Origin of the sequence: Pseudomonas sp. KBN12P06040, assembly GCF_037574965.1 — a bacterium.
GTDB lineage: Bacteria > Pseudomonadota > Gammaproteobacteria > Pseudomonadales > Pseudomonadaceae > Pseudomonas > Pseudomonas aeruginosa.
In genome coordinates this window covers 5383364-5400022 of record NZ_JBBELS010000001.1, presented here as the reverse complement: position 1 = coordinate 5400022, position 16659 = coordinate 5383364, and the positions used below count along the sequence as shown (strand labels likewise).

At 66.0% G+C, this 16659-nt stretch carries 19 protein-coding genes; 12 read left to right on the top strand and 7 right to left on the bottom strand.

What is annotated here, in order from left to right:
- Positions 1–255: 255 nt before the first annotated feature.
- Both VQ067_RS25510 and upp read right to left on the bottom strand, forming a co-directional pair.
- Positions 256–1539, bottom strand: a complete 1284-nt coding sequence (locus VQ067_RS25510; RefSeq protein ID WP_003094970.1) for a uracil-xanthine permease family protein — start codon at positions 1537–1539, stop codon at positions 256–258.
- A 2-nt stretch (positions 1540–1541) separates the two neighbouring features.
- Positions 1542–2180, bottom strand: coding sequence for a uracil phosphoribosyltransferase (gene upp, locus VQ067_RS25505; RefSeq protein ID WP_003094968.1), 639 nt, complete (start codon positions 2178–2180; stop codon positions 1542–1544).
- A gap of 167 nt (positions 2181–2347) precedes the next feature.
- Between upp and VQ067_RS25500 the strand changes: the two genes are divergently transcribed.
- The 5 genes from VQ067_RS25500 to VQ067_RS25480 all read left to right on the top strand — a co-directional run bounded on the left by VQ067_RS25500 (position 2348) and on the right by VQ067_RS25480 (position 4971).
- Positions 2348–2905 (top strand): hypoxanthine-guanine phosphoribosyltransferase, encoded by a 558-nt coding sequence (locus VQ067_RS25500; protein ID WP_003094967.1) that lies wholly within the window; start codon positions 2348–2350, stop codon positions 2903–2905.
- A 1-nt stretch (position 2906) separates the two neighbouring features.
- Positions 2907–3380: a WbuC family cupin fold metalloprotein gene (locus tag VQ067_RS25495; protein WP_003094965.1), complete on the top strand. Its 474-nt coding sequence runs from the start codon at positions 2907–2909 to the stop codon at positions 3378–3380.
- Between the two features lie 62 nt (positions 3381–3442).
- Positions 3443–3928 carry a hypothetical protein gene (locus tag VQ067_RS25490; protein WP_003094962.1) on the top strand — a complete coding sequence of 162 codons (486 nt, stop codon included), beginning with the start codon at positions 3443–3445 and terminating at the stop codon, positions 3926–3928.
- An 82-nt stretch (positions 3929–4010) separates the two neighbouring features.
- On the top strand, positions 4011–4301 hold the full coding sequence (locus VQ067_RS25485) for a PA4642 family protein (RefSeq protein WP_003094960.1): 291 nt from the start codon (positions 4011–4013) through the stop codon (positions 4299–4301).
- Positions 4302–4557: 256 nt separating this feature from the next.
- Entirely contained in the window at positions 4558–4971 is a 414-nt protein-coding gene (locus VQ067_RS25480) for a VOC family protein (protein WP_003094957.1), read from the top strand.
- A gap of 49 nt (positions 4972–5020) precedes the next feature.
- Here the strand turns inward: VQ067_RS25480 and mqo are convergent, their stop codons facing one another.
- Positions 5021–6544, bottom strand: coding sequence for a malate dehydrogenase (quinone) (gene mqo / locus VQ067_RS25475; RefSeq protein WP_003099345.1), 1524 nt, complete (start codon positions 6542–6544; stop codon positions 5021–5023).
- Positions 6545–7385: 841 nt separating this feature from the next.
- Here mqo and VQ067_RS25470 point away from each other — a divergent pair.
- Entirely contained in the window at positions 7386–7973 is a 588-nt protein-coding gene (locus VQ067_RS25470) for a YajG family lipoprotein (RefSeq protein ID WP_003094953.1), read from the top strand.
- 57 nt (positions 7974–8030) lie between these two features.
- Here VQ067_RS25470 and VQ067_RS25465 read toward each other — a convergent pair whose 3' ends face one another.
- The gene (locus VQ067_RS25465) at positions 8031–8237 is read right to left on the bottom strand and encodes a hypothetical protein (RefSeq protein WP_003094951.1); all 207 of its coding nucleotides are present in this window, start codon (positions 8235–8237) and stop codon (positions 8031–8033) included.
- A 283-nt stretch (positions 8238–8520) separates the two neighbouring features.
- Between VQ067_RS25465 and VQ067_RS25460 the strand changes: the two genes are divergently transcribed.
- A complete protein-coding gene (locus tag VQ067_RS25460; RefSeq protein ID WP_023098106.1) occupies positions 8521–8799 on the top strand; it encodes a hypothetical protein in 279 nt (92 codons plus the stop codon).
- A gap of 99 nt (positions 8800–8898) precedes the next feature.
- Here VQ067_RS25460 and VQ067_RS25455 read toward each other — a convergent pair whose 3' ends face one another.
- Positions 8899–10059, bottom strand: a complete 1161-nt coding sequence (locus VQ067_RS25455; protein WP_003094947.1) for a 1-acyl-sn-glycerol-3-phosphate acyltransferase — start codon at positions 10057–10059, stop codon at positions 8899–8901.
- Positions 10060–10156: 97 nt separating this feature from the next.
- Here VQ067_RS25455 and VQ067_RS25450 point away from each other — a divergent pair, with 97 nt between their 5' ends.
- Positions 10157–10339, top strand: a complete 183-nt coding sequence (locus VQ067_RS25450; RefSeq protein WP_003094945.1) for a CPXCG motif-containing cysteine-rich protein — start codon at positions 10157–10159, stop codon at positions 10337–10339.
- Positions 10339–10602 carry a putative signal transducing protein gene (locus VQ067_RS25445; protein ID WP_003094943.1) on the top strand — a complete coding sequence of 88 codons (264 nt, stop codon included), beginning with the start codon at positions 10339–10341 and terminating at the stop codon, positions 10600–10602. Before VQ067_RS25450 ends, VQ067_RS25445 begins: the two co-directional genes overlap by 1 nt.
- A 12-nt stretch (positions 10603–10614) precedes the next feature.
- Here the strand turns inward: VQ067_RS25445 and VQ067_RS25440 are convergent, their stop codons facing one another.
- Positions 10615–11319 carry an MgtC/SapB family protein gene (locus VQ067_RS25440; protein WP_003094941.1) on the bottom strand — a complete coding sequence of 235 codons (705 nt, stop codon included), beginning with the start codon at positions 11317–11319 and terminating at the stop codon, positions 10615–10617.
- A 425-nt stretch (positions 11320–11744) separates the two neighbouring features.
- Between VQ067_RS25440 and VQ067_RS25435 the strand changes: the two genes are divergently transcribed.
- Positions 11745–12359, top strand: a complete 615-nt coding sequence (locus VQ067_RS25435) for an SOS response-associated peptidase (protein WP_003141612.1) — start codon at positions 11745–11747, stop codon at positions 12357–12359.
- A 2-nt stretch (positions 12360–12361) separates the two neighbouring features.
- Here VQ067_RS25435 and VQ067_RS25430 read toward each other — a convergent pair whose 3' ends face one another.
- Positions 12362–14500, bottom strand: a complete 2139-nt coding sequence (locus VQ067_RS25430; protein ID WP_003094935.1) for a methyl-accepting chemotaxis protein — start codon at positions 14498–14500, stop codon at positions 12362–12364.
- 162 nt (positions 14501–14662) lie between these two features.
- On the opposite strand from VQ067_RS25430, the gene VQ067_RS25425 reads away from it, so the two are divergent.
- Together VQ067_RS25425 and VQ067_RS25420 are read left to right on the top strand one after the other, a co-directional pair.
- Positions 14663–15484: a M48 family metallopeptidase gene (locus VQ067_RS25425; protein WP_003094932.1), complete on the top strand. Its 822-nt coding sequence runs from the start codon at positions 14663–14665 to the stop codon at positions 15482–15484.
- Between the two features lie 143 nt (positions 15485–15627).
- The gene (locus VQ067_RS25420; protein ID WP_003121034.1) at positions 15628–16653 is read left to right on the top strand and encodes an NAD-dependent epimerase/dehydratase family protein; all 1026 of its coding nucleotides are present in this window, start codon (positions 15628–15630) and stop codon (positions 16651–16653) included.
- Positions 16654–16659 lie beyond the last annotated feature (6 nt).

The following is a 16659-nucleotide window of genomic DNA, read 5'->3' as shown; positions in this document are numbered from 1 at the left end:
CCACGACTTTAAATGATCGGCCTTATATGTCCGCAAAACTATAAGTTCATGGATGGCGCGGCGCAGAGCGGTCCGCAAGTCATGTTTGACTGGCTATATAGCAGCGCGAGTAGATCTTTGCCAGTCAGATGGCGTGGTTATTTGGGAAATGCAAGGAAGTTTAATTACAAAGTAGTAAGCGATTGACTACATGATTTGAAAATAACGAGGCGGGTGGAATACGGACGGAACAGCGAAGTGTTCCGCCCGTTGGTTTCAGTGCGAATCCTTGTGCTGTTCGTCGAGCGCCTTGTTCTGCCAGCCGTCGTTGCCCGGCAGCAGCAGGTTGAGGACAATGGCGACGATGGCGCACAGGGCGATGCCCTTCAGGCCGATGTCGTCGGGACCGGTACCGCTGCCGATCAGCACGCCGCCGATGCCGAACACCAGCGTCACCGAGACGATCACCAGGTTGCGCGCTTCCGAGAGGTCGACCTTGTGCCGGATCAGGGTGTTCATGCCGACCGAGGCGATGGTGCCGAACAGCAGGCAGAGGATGCCGCCCATCACCGGTACCGGGATGCTTTGCAGGATCGCGCCGAACTTGCCGACGAAGGCCAGGGTGATGGCGATCACCGCCGCCCAGGTCATGATCTTCGGGTTGTAGTTCTTGGTCAGCATCACTGCGCCGGTGACTTCCGCGTAGGTGGTGTTGGGCGGTCCGCCGAACAGGCCGGCGGCCGAGGTGGCCAGGCCGTCGCCGAGGAGGGTGCGGTGCAGGCCGGGCTTCTTCAGGTAGTCCTGGCCGGTGACGCCGCCCACCGCGATGACCCCGCCGATATGCTCGATGGCCGGGGCCAGGGCCACCGGGACGATGAACAGGATCGCCTGCCAGTTGAATTCCGGCGCGGTGAATTTCGGCAGCTCCAGCCAGGGTGCGGCGACGATCGCGGCGGTGTCGACCACGCCGAAGACGAACGACAGGGCGAAGCCGACCAGCACGCCGGCGATGATCGGCACCAGGCGGAATATACCCTTGCCGAATACCGCCACCACCAGGGTGGTGAGCAGCGCCGGCATCGAGATCATCATCGCGGTGCGGTACGGCAGCAACTCGCTGCCGTCGCCGGCCTTGCCCATCGCCATGTTCGCCGCGATCGGCGCCATCGCCAGGCCGATCGAGATGATCACCGGGCCGATCACCACCGGCGGCAGCAGTTTATCGATGAAGCCGGTGCCCTTGATCTTCACCGCCAGGCCCATGAAGGTGTAGACGAAGCCGGCGGCGACCACCCCGCCCATGGTCGCGGCCAGGCCGAACTGGCCCTTGGCGAGGATGATCGGGGTGATGAAGGCGAAGCTGGAGGCGAGGAACACCGGTACCTGGCGCCCGGTCACCAATTGGAACAGCAGGGTCCCGAGGCCGGCGGTGAACAGCGCGACGTTGGGATCAAGACCGGTGATCAGCGGCATCAGCACTAGCGCGCCGAAGGCGACGAACAGCATCTGCGCGCCTGACAGCACCTGGCGCCAGAGCGGCTCCTGGAAGGCATCGCCCATGTTCAGGCTTCCTTCTGCTTGGTACCGAAGATCTTGTCGCCGGCGTCGCCCAGGCCCGGAATGATGTAGCCGTTCTCGTCGAGCTTCTCGTCGATCGAGGCGGTATAGATGATCACGTCCGGGTGGGCCTTGCGTACCGCCTCGATGCCCTCGGGGGCGGCGACCAGCACCATGGCGCGGATTTCCTTGCTGCCGGCCTTCTTCAGCAGGTCGATGGTGGCGACCATCGAGCCACCGGTGGCGAGCATCGGGTCGATGATCAGCGAGCGGCGCTCGGCGATGTCCGGCGCCAGTTTTTCCAGGTAGGTGCGTGCTTCCAGGGTCTCTTCGTTGCGGGCGACGCCGACCGCGCTGACCTTGGCGCCGGGAATCAGGCTGAGCACGCCGTCGAGCATGCCGATGCCGGCGCGCAGGATCGGCACCACGGTGATCTTCTTCCCGGAGATCTTCTCCACCGTAACCGGGCCGGCCCATCCGGGGATTTCGTACTGTTCCAGGGGCAGGTCCTTGGTCGCCTCGTAGGTCAGCAGGGCGCCGACTTCCTGGGCCAGTTCGCGGAAGTTCTTGGTGCTGATATCGGCACGGCGCATCAGGCCCAGTTTGTGGCGGATGAGGGGGTGGCGGATCTCATGTACGGGCATGGGCGACTGTCTCCAACGGGGGCGGGCAAAAAAATTGCGCTAGCGTAATGCATTCCGCACAGTCTGGACCATTATTCTGATTCGCACTCGACCGCCGGGGGTTGCCCGATGGCGACCGGATGAGTACCTTTGCCGACTTTTTCTCAGCCCAGCCAGGGAGAAGCACCATGTCCGTCGATCTCGCGCACATCCGCCAAGTCATGGCGGAAGCCGACTGCCTGTTCAACAACGACGAGGTCGAGGCAGCCATCGGTCGCGTCGCCGAGGCGATCAACCGCGATCTCGGCGAGACCAACCCGGTGGTCTTCTGCGTGATGAACGGCGGCCTGATCTTCTCCGGCAAGCTGCTCCCGCTGCTCGACTTCCCCCTCGAACTGTCCTACCTGCATGCGACCCGTTACCGCAACGAGACCTCCGGCGGCGAACTGTTCTGGAAGGCCAAGCCGGAAATCTCCTTCATCGACCGTGACGTGCTGATCATCGACGACATCCTCGACGAAGGGCACACCCTCTCGGCGATCATCGACTTCTGCAAGCATGCCGGCGCACGCGCGGTGCACACCGCCGTACTGGTGGACAAGGAACACGAGCGCAAGGCCCGGCCCGACCTCAAGGCCAGCTTCACCGGCCTCTACTGCGCCGACCGCTACGTGTTCGGCTACGGCATGGACTACAAGGGCTACTGGCGCAACGCCGCGGGCATCTTCGCGGTCAAGGGGCTCTGAGATGGCCGGACCGCGCTACCTCGACCAGCAATTGTTCGCCGAACTGGCGAGCGGGGCGGGCAACGCGCCGCGTGGTCGCCAGCATCACAACTTCCACCGCATGGAGGAGCCCTGCCACCGCATGGCAGTGGGCCTCCAGCCGAATACCTACATCCCGCCGCACCGGCACCTGGATGCGGGCAAGGCCGAGGCGCTGATCGTGCTCAAGGGCCGTCTCGGCCTGCTGGTCTTCGCCGAGGACGGGGAACTCCTCGACAAGCGCGAGTTGAGCGCCGCTGGGGACTGCCCCGGTGTCGACCTGCCGCCCGGGGTGTTCCATGCCCTGGTGGTGCTGGAGCCGGACAGCATCCTGTTCGAATGCAAGGCCGGGCCTTACCGCCCGCTCGGCGAAGGCGAGTTCGCCAGTTGGGCGCCTGCCGAAGGCAGCGCCGATGCGCCGGCCTACCGGGACTGGATGCGCGCCCAGTTCGCCTGAGCGCTTCGGCGGCGGGTCGGCAGCCATGCTAGAGTGCCGGCTCGCCCTGTCCGGAGGTCCCGATGTTCGCCCGTAGCCTGTGCGGCTCCCTGCTCCTGTTCGTCAGTCTGGCCGGCCTGGCCGCCGAGAATCCCCCGATGCACGCGCGCTTCCTGCCGCCCGACGACGGCCAGTTGCGCCAGGAGGCGCCGGAGCAGCAGCAACTGATCCAGATCACCGAGTACAGCGTGGTGCTGGGCAACCAGCGGCAGTCCAACCAGCAGCCGATCCCGATCACCACGCCGACCCTGCTGCGCCTGAAGGGCAAGCCGCTGAGCAAGGGCGCGACCCTGGCCCAGGTGCTGATCCAGTTCGACAGCGAAGGCAAGAGCCTGAAGAAGCCGGTCTACGATGCCGGGACCCGCACCCTCACGCTCAACTACCCGCTGGCGCAGTACCCGGCGTTGCTCGACCTGCTGCGCAACCAGACGGTCTATTGCCAGTTCCTCGCCTATCCCAACGGCCATGTCTGGGCCGACCTGCACACCGGCGCGGTACGCGCGCGTTGAGCCTCGCCGCGCGCCGGGAGTAAACTGCCTGGCCTTATCCCGCGCCGGGCGAGCCCGGCCCCAGAGCCGTTGAGAGAAAGCGATGCGCAAAGACAAGAAACAGATCATTGGCGAAGAGATCAGTGACGAGTCGATCAAGCTGTTCCTCGGCGTCGAGCCGGCCGACGACACGCCCCCCTCGCTGCACAAGCTGATCAAGGCCTATCGCGGCCTGCGCATCGACGACTTTGAGCGCTTCCTCACCTTCTTCCGCGAGGCCGGCTACGATCTCGATGCGCGCGACGCCAAGGGCAACGACTTCGTCGCCCTGGTCGCCGACCAGCGCCAGGCCGCGCCCTACATCGAAGCGCTGCAGGCGGCCAAGGGCGCCTGAGCCGGCCATGCGGTGAAAAGCCCGCCCTTCGGCGGGCTTTTTCGTTGCGCGGCCCGCCGAAGAATCCCACCCGTCGGCGAACGCCAGCACCCGAATGACGGCTGGCGGTGGCAAGGGACGATAGGCATACGGGCCTTCTCGCATTGCGGAGCGCCAGGGAGACAGGGGGGGGCGAATGGCCAGGACTGCTTTATTCGCTCTGCGAGAGGCTGCTGCTTTTCTACACTCACAGGAAAAACAGCCTGCCGAGGTTCCCATGTACGTCCAGCCCTACGTCTGCTTCAACGGCCGTTGCGAAGAGGCCCTGCGTTTCTATGAACACGCCATCGGTGCCAGGGTGAGTTTCCTGTTCCGTTTCGACGAGGCGCCCGGTCCGGTGGTGGTGCCGGAAGGCTGGTGCGACAAGGTGATGCACGCCAACCTGCAGATCGGCGACAGCCAGATCATGGCCTCGGACGGGCACGGGCCGGCGTTGCAGCCGATCTCCGGGATTTCCCTTTCACTGAATACCCGTGACCCGCAGCAGGCGCGGCGCTGCTATGACGCCTTGCTGGAGGACGGCGGGCGGGTCGAGCTGGAGTTGGGCAAGACCTTCTGGTCGCCCTGTTTCGGTACCCTGGTGGACCGTTTCGGGGTGTCCTGGATGATCAATTGCGAGGCCGGCGCCTGACTCCACAAATGAAAAAGCCGCCCGAAGGCGGCTTGTTCCGTAGCGCGGCTCACTCGGCGTTGACCGGGGCCTGCACGTCGTTCTTCGCGGTCAGTTCCAGCACCTCGCTGCAACGGCTGCTGACGCTGCGGTACAGCTCGGCGTCGCTTTCCAGCTCTTTCTCGCGAGCCGGGAAGATTTCCTTCAGCTTGGCGCTCCACTCCGGCGAGCGGGCCTGCTCCGGGAAGCAGCGCTCGATCAGGCCGAGCATGATCGAGACGGTCACCGAGGCGCCCGGCGAGGCGCCCAGCAGGGCGGCGATGGAGCCGTCGTGGGCGGCCACCAGCTCGGTGCCGAACTGCAGGATGCCGCCTTTCTTCGGATCTTTCTTGATGATCTGCACGCGCTGGCCGGCGACTTCCAGGCGCCAGTCCTCGGCCCTGGCTTCGGGGTAGAACTTGCGCAGGGCTTCCAGGCGCTGTTCCGGCGACTGCATGACCTGGCCGATCAGGTAGCGGGTCAGGTCCATGTTGTCGCGGGCCACCGAGAGCATCGGCAGGATGTTGCCCGGGCGTACCGACAGCGGCAGGTCGAGGAACGAGCCATGGCGCAGGAACTTGGTGGAGAAACCGGCATAGGGGCCGAACAGCAGGGATTTCTTGCCGTCCACCACACGGGTGTCCAGGTGCGGCACGGACATCGGCGGCGAGCCGACCTCGGCCTGGCTGTAGACCTTGGCCTGGTGCTGCTTGACGATTTCCGGGTTGTCGCAGCGCAGCCACTGGCCGCTCACCGGGAAACCACCGAAGCCCTTGCCTTCCGGGATGCCGGAAAGTTGCAGGAGCGGCAGGGCACCGCCGCCGGCGCCGAGGAAGACGAAGCGTGCCTGGATCTCGCGGTCGCCGCCGTTGCGGGTGTCCTTGACGGTGACCCGCCAGCCGTTATCGGCGCGGCGCAGGTGGGTGACCTTCTGGTTGTAGCGGATCTGCGCGCCCGGCTGTTGCGCCAGGTGTTGCAGGAGTTGGTTGGTCAGGGCGCCGAAGTTGACGTCGGTACCGCCCTCGACGCGGGTCGCGGCGATCGCTTCGTCGGCCGGACGACCCGGCATCATCAGCGGCATCCACTCGGCGAGGGTGGCCTTGTCCTCGGAGTAGACCATGGTCTCGAAAGCGTGGTGCTTGGTCAGCGATTCGAAGCGCTTCTTCAGGTAGGCGATGCCTTCGCTGCCGCGCACGAAGCTCAGGTGCGGTACCGGGTTGATGAAGGTCTTCGGCGAGCCGAAGGTGCCCTTGGCGACCAGGTGCGACCAGAACTGCTTCGACACCTCGAACATGGTGTTGATGCCCACGGCTTTCTTGATGTCGATGCTGCCGTCGGCCGACTGCGGGGTGTAGTTCAGCTCGCACAGGCCGGCGTGGCCGGTGCCCGCGTTGTTCCACGGGTTGGAGCTTTCGATCGCGCCGGACTCCTGGAGTTCGACGACTTCCATCTTCAGGTTGGGGTCGAGTTCCTTGAGCAGGACCGCCAGGGTCGCGCTCATGATGCCGGCGCCTACCAGCAGCATGTCGACTGTTTCGTGATCGTTTTGCGCCATTAACGCTTCTCCAAAATCTTCAGCACCAAATTGACGACAGACGGGGCGGGGCCGAGGCCGGTACGGGCCGGCAGGCAGCGGCGGAGGGAGCCGTCATGTCCGATTCTTCGCAACAACGGCGGGACGCCGGGCGTCATCGCCTATGGATGCCGGGCGCGGGGCTGGCGATCTGGCAGCCTGGCTGGCCCATGCGGGCATCCGGTCGTGCAAGCACATTCGCGACGGAACGGGCCGTCAGGCTCTGGTCATGAGGTATCCGCTGCGGTCGCGTCTGCGGGGGGCTGTTTCAAGCGCTAATGGCGCACTTACCGACGCAAAACTCTTCATTGCTCGCCACACTCTCGTGAAGTAGTGAAATACCTTCGATCCACGCTCTTTTGGAGACATGGGCCGGAAGGGCTCGTCTGTCGCGGGCATGCCTTCGCAGAATCGTGCGGGGTCATGCGGCATTCCTTGCCGAAAAACTCGCTACAGGCGTTTCAGGGCGTCTGCCTCATGGGGCAGCGCTCTACTGGCGGCTCTCTGTGGGGGGATGGCGCGGGGGCCGGAACCCGATCAGGAGGCGTCCTTATAATCGGGGGGCGATTATAACGGTGAAAATCAAAAAATACCCCGCTCCTTAGACTTTTTTCCCATTCCCGGTCACGAAGTGCCCGCCGGCGAAAGCACCCTGGGACAATCCGCCGCGCCGTATCTGCCAAACGCCGGGCATGCGTGCCCTGCGCCACCTGCCACAGGCGAGGAACCGCGCCCCGTGGCGAACGTCCAAGGCAATGCTGCGGTGCCTTCGCGGCGCCGTTATACTGCCGGCCATTCGTGCCCAACCCATGGAGAGATGAGCATGCTGCATCGCCTGTTGCTCAGCCTGATGACCGCAAGCGCCCTGGTTCTCGGCGGCTGCGCCCTGAGCCCGCAACAACTGGACCCGCAACCGGTCCTTAAAGGACCGTTGACCGCCGTCGGCCATGGCCAGCCGGTGGTGGTCAAGGTGGTCGATGGCCGTCCCGGCCCGTCCCTGGGCACCCGCGGCGGCCTCTACGCCGATACCAGCACCCTGACCGTCCGTAGCGAGGACGTGGTGCCCAAGCTCCAGGCCCAGGCCGAGACGGCCGTGCGCCTGCTCGGCTACACGCCTTCGGCCAACGCCTACAACGCGCCGCAACTGACCCTGACCCTGGCCGAGCTGAAGTACCAGTCGCCGAAGGACGGCGTCTACGTCACCCAGGCTGATATCACCGCGACCTTCCGCGCCGACGTGCAGAACAGCAGCCGGCGTTACACCGGTCGCTACGGCGCCTCGCTGAACCAGCGCTTCGGTATGGCGCCGAACCAGGCGACCAACAGCAAGCTGGTCAGCGAGGTGCTCAGCGACGCCCTGACCCGCGTGTTCAAGGACCCGACCATCGCTCAGACTCTCGGCCAGCAATGAGCCGGCGGTAACGAGAAAGCCCGGCGGATGCCGGGCTTTTTCATGCGCTCGGGAAACTCAGGCGGCCTGGTGGAACGGGTCCGGCTCGCCGATGCTGATGCGTTCGTCGGTCTCAGGCAGGTCGAGGTGTTCATGGCCGCAGGCGGTGCAGTACACCAGCCAGCGGTCGTCCTGGACATTGAAGGAAAGATCGACGATCACGGCCTCGATCTCGTCCAGGTGGTCGATCAGATAGTTATGTTCGTGGGGTGCGGTTTCCAGCATGACGACTCTCCTGTGTTGTCGTTTGCCTGGGTGGGGTTCTGTGACCGGCAAAGCACTTTCAGACTAGCCGGTCACGCTGGCGAGGCCGCGCCTTTTTTAGACGGATTGCTGCTAACCGCTGCGCTTCGTCGCGACAACCCGGTCGTCGCTGGCCGTCGCTCATGCATTCTGGATAGAATTCGACCAGTCCTTCCCCGCCGTCCCCGACGGTCCGTCCTGTCATCAGCTCACCCAAGGCGTTACTCGGTAGCCCCGGCGTGTTGTCCTGTTGCGGAGGTTATCGATGTCCTTGCAAGCCTTGTGGGCGCTGTTCCTCGCCCATCCCGCGCAGGCCGTGAACGGCCTTGCGCTGTTCTTCTGTGTCGCCGGCGCCTGGCTGCTGCTGGCCACCCGCGCACGCGAGCGTCGCGCCCTGGCGCGCTGGGCCGCGGAGGGCGAGGCGGGGGAGGAGGCATTGCCGATGGACGAGGCGACCCTGCGGATCAACCTGTTCTTCTACCGATTCGGCGCCGCCTGCCTGGGCCTGGCGCTGCTGGTCAGCTGGGCCAGCACGCGGTTCTGAGAGGGCCTGCCTCGGCGAGCCGAACCGCACGCGGATAACCGTCTGCGGGTTCGAAGCCGTTGCCCGATGGAGAAGCCCGGCGGCGCCGGGCTTTCGTCTTCAGGATTGCTGCCTGATCCGGTATTGGTTGAGTACCGGGTTGGCGTATTGCAGCACCAGCCAGGGGCGCTGCTCGGCCGGGCATTGCTCCAGGCGGCGGTTCCATTCCTTGCGCGCCTTCTCCAGTTCTTCGCTGCCGAACAGGCTCTCGGCCGTGGGGACGGCGAGGTCCGGGTCGCGGTTCTCGCTCATCTCGTAGGCCAGGTAGTGCACCGGGAACAGACGGTAGTTGCCGAGGATCTGCCGGTCCAGTTCGGCGGCCAACTGCTTGGCGTCGCTGAACTCGCCCTCCAGTTCGGCGCCGAAGTTGATGTGCACGCGGCCCTTGTAGCCGGTGATGCCCAGGGCGATGCTGGCATCGTCCTCGCCCGGCGCCTTGCGGTATTCGCCGGTGCTGGCGCGGGTGTGCAACTCGCGGGCCTTGGCCAGGTCGCAGGGGTCGTATTCGTAGCTGATCGACACCGGGATGAAATGCAGGGCGCGCACCATTTCGGCGAAGGGTTCGTCCTTGCGGCTCATGTGGAACATCTTGAGGATCGCCGAGTCGGTACGGTCGTCGCCGTCCTTGGCCCGCCCTTCGGCCTGTGCGATCCACACCGACTGGCGGTCCTCGCGGATCGAGTGGTTGATGTAGGCGGAGAGCGTCTGGTAGGCGGCGAGCTTCTCGCGCCGGCCGCTCAGCGAACGGTGCACGATGAAGCTTTTGTTCAGGCGCATCAGGTCGCTGACGAAGGATTTCTGCAGCAGGTTGTCGCCGATGGCGATGCGCGGGGTCGGCAGGCCGGCGTGGTACACGGCGTAGTTGACGAAGGCCGGGTCCATCACGATATCGCGGTGGTTGGCGATGAACAGGTAGGCGCAGCCTGGCTTGAGGCGATTGACCCCGGAGTAGGTGACGCCATCGGTGGCCTTCTCGATGGTGTGGTCGACGTAGGGCTCGAACTTGTCCTGTAGCGTGGCGACGCTGCGGATGCCGGTGACCTCGCGGGCCAGGCGATGGGCTATAAGAGGTTTGAGCAGCCAACCGAGGGGACCGGCCAGGCGCGGGAAGCGGTAGCGGACCAGGGCGCCGAGGAAGGCGTCGTCGCTCAGGAGGCGTTGCAATACCGCGGGGACTTCGGCGTCACTGTAGGGTCGGATGGCTTCGAACTCGCCCATCATGCTTTCTGGTTCCATATGGATGCTGCGAAGGCCGCCCAGGGGGTGGCCGAAAATTGAACCGCGCGATTATAAACGGAACTCATAGGGGGGTGCAGCGATGCTCGAAAGCCAGGCCTATAGCTGCCCTTACTGCGGGGAACCGGCCGAGGCGCTGCTCGACCTGAGCGCCGGCGACCAGCAGTACTACGAGGACTGCCCGGTGTGCTGCCGGCCGATCCTGTTCGACCTGCGCACCGATGGGCAGGACTGGTCACTGAACGTCCGCCGGGAGGATGACTGATGCAGCGCGTATATGAGCCGGCCGACCTGCTGGAAGCCGAGATGCTGGTGGGAATGCTCGCCAGCGAAGGGATCGCCGCCCATGTCAGCGGCCGCCACCTGGTCGGCGCCATCGGCGAACTGCCGCCTGGCGGACTGCTGGCGTTGTTGGTGGCGGACGAGCAGACGGAGCGGGCGCGGGAACTGATCCTCGCCTACAACGCCGCCGCCCCGCTGGCCGAGGAGCCGCCGGAGCCCTGCGGCCCCGGCAGCCTGTTGTGTTGAGGCGGCCGCCGCTCAGTCGGCCGCCAGTTCGAAGACCTGCCAGCGCACCGAGCTGACGCCCTTCTCCAGGCTGACCCGGCTGACCAGGCGTTCCAGCTGCGCCGGAGCTTCGGGGGTGCCGAGCAGTTCGGCGCGGACTTCCAGCTTGGCCGGGTTGTCCAGATCCTCGCTGTGCAGCGATTGCAGGCGCAGGTCGCTGCTGCCGAGGCTGTGCAGCATCAGGCTGCGAACCTGGATCTCGTCCTCGGCGCGGCAGACGATCTGCACTTCGTAGCGTTGCTCGGCCTCGCTGGCCGGCAACACGTCCTGGCGGTTCAGGCGTTGGGCGATGTCGCGCAACAGGATGTTGGCGCAGAGCACCACCAGGCTGCCGAGCGTGGCCTCCAGCAGCAGGCCCATGCTGCACAGCACGCCGATGGCGGCGGTGCACCAGAGGGTGGCTGCGGTGTTCAGGCCGCGCACGTTGAGGCCGTCGCGCATGATCACGCCGCCGCCGAGGAAGCCGATCCCGGAGACCACGTAGGCGGCGATCCGCGAAGCGTCGCCGGCCAGGCCGGGCACGCCCTGGGTCATCAGCACGAACAGGCAGGCGCCAGTGCTGACCAGCGCGTTGGTGCGCAGGCCGGTGAGGCGTTGGCGCAGTTGGCGTTCGGCGCCGATCAGGGCGCCCAGGACCAGCGCGACCGCGACGCGCAGGAGAAATACTTTCCAATCCATGTTTCACCTCGTTGCCGGCCGACGGCCGGAGCTGGCGCGGGCCGTCGGTCCGCGCGGATAAAGGACGATGGATTGCGCAGGACCGCGGCTTCCCGCTGCGCGGATGGCGCGAGGGAAGGGACACGAAGGGAAAATGGGGATGCGTCATCCCGGTCGGGATGCGGATCGCCACTGTCCGCCATGTTCGGCGAGGCAGTGGCAGAGGGTTCTGCTGGACTAGCTCGCCGGATGGACCTGTCGCAATCGACTAGGGCTGTTGTCCAATGCAGGACTCCTGTGTGGGTTACAGAATGCGGGCGGCACCTTAAGCCTGGAGGATAGGCGCGTCAAGTTAAGATTGGGTTTCATTCAGCTTGCGTTCGGCAAGGCCAGTGTGGCGCTTCGGGTTACACTGTGCGGCTTTCCCTCACCAGGCAGTGCCAAGCATGAGTGGTCGTTACGCCCTGTTCCGCTGGAATCCGTCGCTGGCGGCCCTGCCGGGCTTTCCGGCGGATTGGCGGGCGCACTGGAACATTTCTCCGGCGAACCAGGTGCTGATGGTTCGCGAGGACGCCGGTGCGCGCCGCGCCGACCTGGCGCGCTGGGGGCTGACCCCGGCCTGGCTCACCGACCTGTCGCGTACGCCCAGCCACGCGCGGGCGGAAACCCTCGCCGAGCAACCGATGTTCCGCGAGGCGTTCCAGCAGCGCCGCTGCCTGCTGCCGGCCAACGGCTTCTATGAATGGCGCGGGGTGCGCAAGCGTCCGTACTGGGTTTCCACCGGCGAGCGCCTGTTGTTCTTCGCCGGCATCTGGGAGGCCTATCCGGTGCAGGGACAGACCTGGCTCAGCGTGGCCCAGGTATCCCAGGCGGCCGCCGAGTTCCGCCGGCCGCTGCTGCTTGACGAGGCCGAGCAGGATGCCTGGCTGGCTCCGGACACGCCGCTGCCGGCGCTGATCAGCCTGCTCGCCAAGCCCCAGCCGAACCTGCGCAGCGTGGCCCTGGCCGGCTTCGTCAACAAGCCTGAAACCGACGGGCCGGAGTGCCTGACCCCGGCCTGACGCTAGACCCTGAACTGATTCACCAGGCGCCGCTGCTGCTCGGCCAGGCGGGTCAGCTCGGCGCTGGCCTGCGAGGCCTCGTCGGCGCCGCCGGCCACCTGGTTGGCGACCTGGCCGATGTTGGCGACGTTGCGGTTGATGTCCTCGGCCACCGCGCTCTGCTCCTCGGCGGCGCTGGCGATCTGGGTGTTCATGTCGTTGATCACCGATACCGCCTGGGTGATCGACTCCAGCGCTTCGGCCGCCTGGCGCGCATGGCGCACGCTGTCGTCGGTGCGCTCCTGGCTGTCCTGCATGACCTTCACCACGTCGCGGGTGCCCTGCTGCAACTGCTGGATCATGCTCTGGATTTCTTCGGTGGCCTGCTGGGTCTTTTGCGCCAGGTTGCGTACCTCGTCGGCCACCACCGCGAAACCGCGACCCTGCTCGCCGGCGCGGGCGGCCTCGATGGCGGCGTTGAGGGCGAGCAGGTTGGTCTGCTCGGCGATACCGCGGATCGCCACCAGGATCGCGTTGATGTTTTCGCTGTCCTTGGCCAGGTTCTGCACCACTCCGACCGCGCGGCCGATCTCGCTGGCCAGGGCCTGGATCGCCGCCGAGCTGCTTTCGACGATCTGCTTGCCCTGGTGCGCGGCCTGGTCCGCGTGGTTGGCTGCCTCGGCGGCGTGGGTGGCGTTGCGCGCCACGTCCTGGGCGGTGGCGGTCATCTCGTGGACCGCGGTGGCCACCAGTTCGATCTCCGCCAGTTGCTGCTGCACGCCCTGGTTGGTGCGGATGGCGATGTCGGCGGTGTGCTCCGAGGAGTCGCTGACCTTCTGCACCGATTGCACCACCTGGCCGATCATGTTCTGCAGCTTGCCGAGGAAGGTGTTGAAGCCCTTGGCGATGGAGCCCAGCTCGTCGGCGCGCTCGCTGCTCAGGCGGCGGGTGAGGTCGCCTTCGCCCTGGGCGATGTCGTCGAGCATGCCGACCAGTTGGCGCAGCGGCCGGGCGATGCCGTAGCCGACCAGCCAGACCACCAGCAGGCCGAGGGCCGCTACCACCAGACCGGCCAGGCTCATGCCGAGGATATCCTGCTGGCGCTGGTCGCTCAGCTCGCCCTGGAGTTGCTGCAGTTCGCCGAATACCGCCGCCTGGGGAATCTGCAGCATGAGGGTCCAGCGCACGCCGCTGTCGGCGATGGTGAAAGGCAGGAACAGCTCGATGTGACCGTGCTCGGCGTCGATGTCGTAGAGCGGCTGGTCGATCGTGAGGTTCTTCAGGTTGTCCACTTCGTTGCCGTCGAGGACGCTGCCGGCGGGCTCGCCGAGCTTGCTGTCGTCGCGGGTGTAGGCCACCAGGCGGCCGTTGCTGGCGATCAGCGCCATTTCCCCGGCGCCATCGTAGAGCTGCTGGTCGGCGCGCTTGAGCAGGTCCTGGATGAAGGCCAGCGAGAGGTCGGCGCCGACTGCGCCGCGGAACTGGTCGCCGACCATGATCGGCACGTTGAAGGACGACATCATCACGGTCTTGCCGCCCATTTCGTAGGGGGCCGGGTCGATGATGCAGGGACGCTTGTTCTCTTTCGGACAGGCGTAGAATTCGTTCTCGCGCACCCCGGTGGGCAGCAGCTTTTCGCTATCGATACTGTCGGTCATGGCCTCGACGATCGGCTTGCCGTCGGCGCCGCGATACCACCAGGGCAGGTAGCGACCATCCGGGCCGTAGCCCTTGCCGGGTTGCCCGGCGAAGGCGGCGTCGGTATCGAAGGCATTGGCTTCCCAGGCCATGAAGGTGTCGAGCAGCTTGGGGTTGTTCTGCACGGTGCTACGCAGCAGCGCGGAGATTTCGTCGCGGCTGGCGTTCAGCTGCGGCATGCCGTCGGCGCCCGGCTCGCCGAGCAGGCGGGTGCTGTTGGCCAGGCCGTGGACCACCGTCAGCGGATACTCCAGCTCGCGCTGGATCTGGCTGACCTGGGCGCGGGCCAGGGCCACCAGGCGCTCGTTGATGACCTTCTCCAGCAGGCCCTGGGTGCGTTGCTGCACCAGTTCCTGGGTTCGCGCGCCGGCGAACAGGGCATACAGCACCAACACCACGACGACGCTTAGAACGCTGGCGCCGGCGAGGGCGGCGACAGAAAACTGGATCGACTTGAGCTTCATGATGGGACTTCCGACCCTTGTTGGAATTGTCTCTGGCGAGGTTATCGGCAAGAGGGCGGCAAATCCTTAATCGGCCGATGGAGATTTCCTCGCCAACGGCTGTTGCCGGCGCTCGAGGCGCGGCCTACCATGCGCTCGGCCTTCAGAGGAGAACAAAGGACCATGGCTCATCCCTTCCGATTCGCCACCCTCGCCGGCGCGCTGCTGCTCGCCGGTTGCCAGGCAGTGAACACCACCAGCGGCGGCGCCGTCGGCGTCGACCGCAAGCAATACATGTTCAGCATGTTGTCCAGCCAGGAAGTCGACCAGATGTACGCCCAGTCGTACCAGAAGACTCTCGGCGAGGCGAAAAGCGCCGGCGTGCTCGATACCAGCAGTGCCGACGCGCGGCGAGTCAAGGCGATCGCCCAGCGGCTGATCCCGCAGACCGCCGCCTTCCGCCCGGACGCCACCAGCTGGAATTGGGAAGTCAACGTGGTGAAGAGCGACGAACTCAACGCCAACTGCGGTCCCGGCGGCAAGATCATTTTCTACACCGGGCTGATCGACAAGCTGAAGCTCACCGACGACGAGATCGCCGCGGTGATGGGCCACGAGATCGCTCACGCCCTGCGCGAGCATGGGCGCGAGGCCATGTCCAAGGCCTACGGCGTGCAGGTGGCCAGCCAGATCGGCGCCCTGGCCGGCCTCGGCCAGGAAAGCCTGCAACTGGCCAATACCGGCGTCGACTACCTGATGACCCTGCCCAACAGTCGTGCCAACGAGAACGAAGCCGACCTGATCGGTCTCGAGCTGGCCGCCCGCGCCGGCTACAACCCGGAAGCGGCGATCACCCTCTGGCAGAAGATGGGCAAGGCCAGCGGCGGTGCCAGCCAGCCCGAGTTCACCAGCACCCACCCCTCCGACAGTTCGCGGATGGCCAATCTCCAGGCCGCGATTCCCAAGGTGATGCCGCTGTACCAGCAGGCCAGGCGCGGCAAGTGAGGCCAGGGCGCGCGGTCGCGGGGGGCGGCCGGCGCGCCGACAGGCTTACCATCGGAAACGCCTGTTGTGTATTTCCGTAACCTGCTGTTTGGTATCTCGCCGGCGTTCGGCCTAGACTGCTGGCCGACCCGCTTGCGGGACCCGTGGACGAACAGCCACTCTCACGCCCTGGAGCTCATGTGAAATACGCCGTACTCGGAGCCACCGGCCTGCTGGGACATCACGCCGCGCGCGCCATCAGGGCCGCCGGTCACGATCTGGTGCTGATCCACCGTCCTTCTTCGCAGATCCAGCGTCTCGCCTATCTGGAGCCCGAGTGCCGGGTCGCCGAGATGCTCGACCACGCCGGCCTGGAACGCGCCCTGCGCGGCCTCGACGGGGTGATCTTCAGCGCCGGCTACTATCCTTCGCGGCCGCGCCGCTGGCAGGAGGAAGTGGCCAGCGCGCTGGGCCAGACCAACCCGTTCTATGCCGCCTGCCTGCAGGCCAGGGTGCCGCGCATCCTCTACGTCGGTTCGGCATATGCCATGCCCCGGCATCCCCAGGGACTACCGGGGCACGAGGGGTTGTTCTACGACAGCCTGCCGAGCGGCAAGAGTTCCTACGTGCTGTGCAAATGGGCGCTCGACGAGCAGGCCCGGGAGCAGGCGCGCAACGGCCTGCCGGTGGTGATCGGGATCCCCGGCATGGTACTCGGCGAACTGGACATCGGCCCGACCACCGGACGCGTGATCACCGCCATCGGCAATGGCGAGATGACCCACTACGTCGCCGGCCAGCGTAACGTCATCGATGCCGCCGAAGCCGGGCGCGGCCTGCTGATGGCCCTTGAGCGCGGGCGTATCGGCGAGCGCTACCTGCTGACCGGGCACAACCTGGAAATGGCCGACCTGACCCGGCGCATCGCCGAGCTGCTCGGCCAGCCTGCGCCGCAGCCGATGTCGATGGCCATGGCTCGCGCGCTGGCCACCCTGGGCCGCTTGCGCTACCGGGTCAGCGGCCAGTTGCCGCTGCTCGACGAAACCGCCATCGAGGTGATGGCTGGTGGGCAGTTCCTCGATGGACGCAAGGCCCGCGAGGAACTCGGCTTCTTCTCCACCACCGCCCTCGACGACACCCTGCTGCGCGCCATCGACTGGTTCCGCGACAACGGCTATTTCAATGCCTAGGACGGT

What these genes read in the sequence shown, in the direction of transcription:
- VQ067_RS25510 (WP_003094970.1), bottom strand. Translation starts at nt 1,539, where the DNA reads ATGGGCGATGCCTTCCAGGAGCCGCTCTGGCGCCAGGTGCTGTCAGGC.
- upp (WP_003094968.1), bottom strand. Translation starts at nt 2,180, where the DNA reads ATGCCCGTACATGAGATCCGCCACCCCCTCATCCGCCACAAACTGGGC.
- VQ067_RS25500 (WP_003094967.1), top strand. Translation starts at nt 2,348, where the DNA reads ATGTCCGTCGATCTCGCGCACATCCGCCAAGTCATGGCGGAAGCCGAC.
- VQ067_RS25495 (WP_003094965.1), top strand. Translation starts at nt 2,907, where the DNA reads ATGGCCGGACCGCGCTACCTCGACCAGCAATTGTTCGCCGAACTGGCG.
- VQ067_RS25490 (WP_003094962.1), top strand. Translation starts at nt 3,443, where the DNA reads ATGTTCGCCCGTAGCCTGTGCGGCTCCCTGCTCCTGTTCGTCAGTCTG.
- VQ067_RS25485 (WP_003094960.1), top strand. Translation starts at nt 4,011, where the DNA reads ATGCGCAAAGACAAGAAACAGATCATTGGCGAAGAGATCAGTGACGAG.
- VQ067_RS25480 (WP_003094957.1), top strand. Translation starts at nt 4,558, where the DNA reads ATGTACGTCCAGCCCTACGTCTGCTTCAACGGCCGTTGCGAAGAGGCC.
- mqo (WP_003099345.1), bottom strand. Translation starts at nt 6,544, where the DNA reads ATGGCGCAAAACGATCACGAAACAGTCGACATGCTGCTGGTAGGCGCC.
- VQ067_RS25470 (WP_003094953.1), top strand. Translation starts at nt 7,386, where the DNA reads ATGCTGCATCGCCTGTTGCTCAGCCTGATGACCGCAAGCGCCCTGGTT.
- VQ067_RS25465 (WP_003094951.1), bottom strand. Translation starts at nt 8,237, where the DNA reads ATGCTGGAAACCGCACCCCACGAACATAACTATCTGATCGACCACCTG.
- VQ067_RS25460 (WP_023098106.1), top strand. Translation starts at nt 8,521, where the DNA reads ATGTCCTTGCAAGCCTTGTGGGCGCTGTTCCTCGCCCATCCCGCGCAG.
- VQ067_RS25455 (WP_003094947.1), bottom strand. Translation starts at nt 10,059, where the DNA reads ATGATGGGCGAGTTCGAAGCCATCCGACCCTACAGTGACGCCGAAGTC.
- VQ067_RS25450 (WP_003094945.1), top strand. Translation starts at nt 10,157, where the DNA reads ATGCTCGAAAGCCAGGCCTATAGCTGCCCTTACTGCGGGGAACCGGCC.
- VQ067_RS25445 (WP_003094943.1), top strand. Translation starts at nt 10,339, where the DNA reads ATGCAGCGCGTATATGAGCCGGCCGACCTGCTGGAAGCCGAGATGCTG.
- VQ067_RS25440 (WP_003094941.1), bottom strand. Translation starts at nt 11,319, where the DNA reads ATGGATTGGAAAGTATTTCTCCTGCGCGTCGCGGTCGCGCTGGTCCTG.
- VQ067_RS25435 (WP_003141612.1), top strand. Translation starts at nt 11,745, where the DNA reads ATGAGTGGTCGTTACGCCCTGTTCCGCTGGAATCCGTCGCTGGCGGCC.
- VQ067_RS25430 (WP_003094935.1), bottom strand. Translation starts at nt 14,500, where the DNA reads ATGAAGCTCAAGTCGATCCAGTTTTCTGTCGCCGCCCTCGCCGGCGCC.
- VQ067_RS25425 (WP_003094932.1), top strand. Translation starts at nt 14,663, where the DNA reads ATGGCTCATCCCTTCCGATTCGCCACCCTCGCCGGCGCGCTGCTGCTC.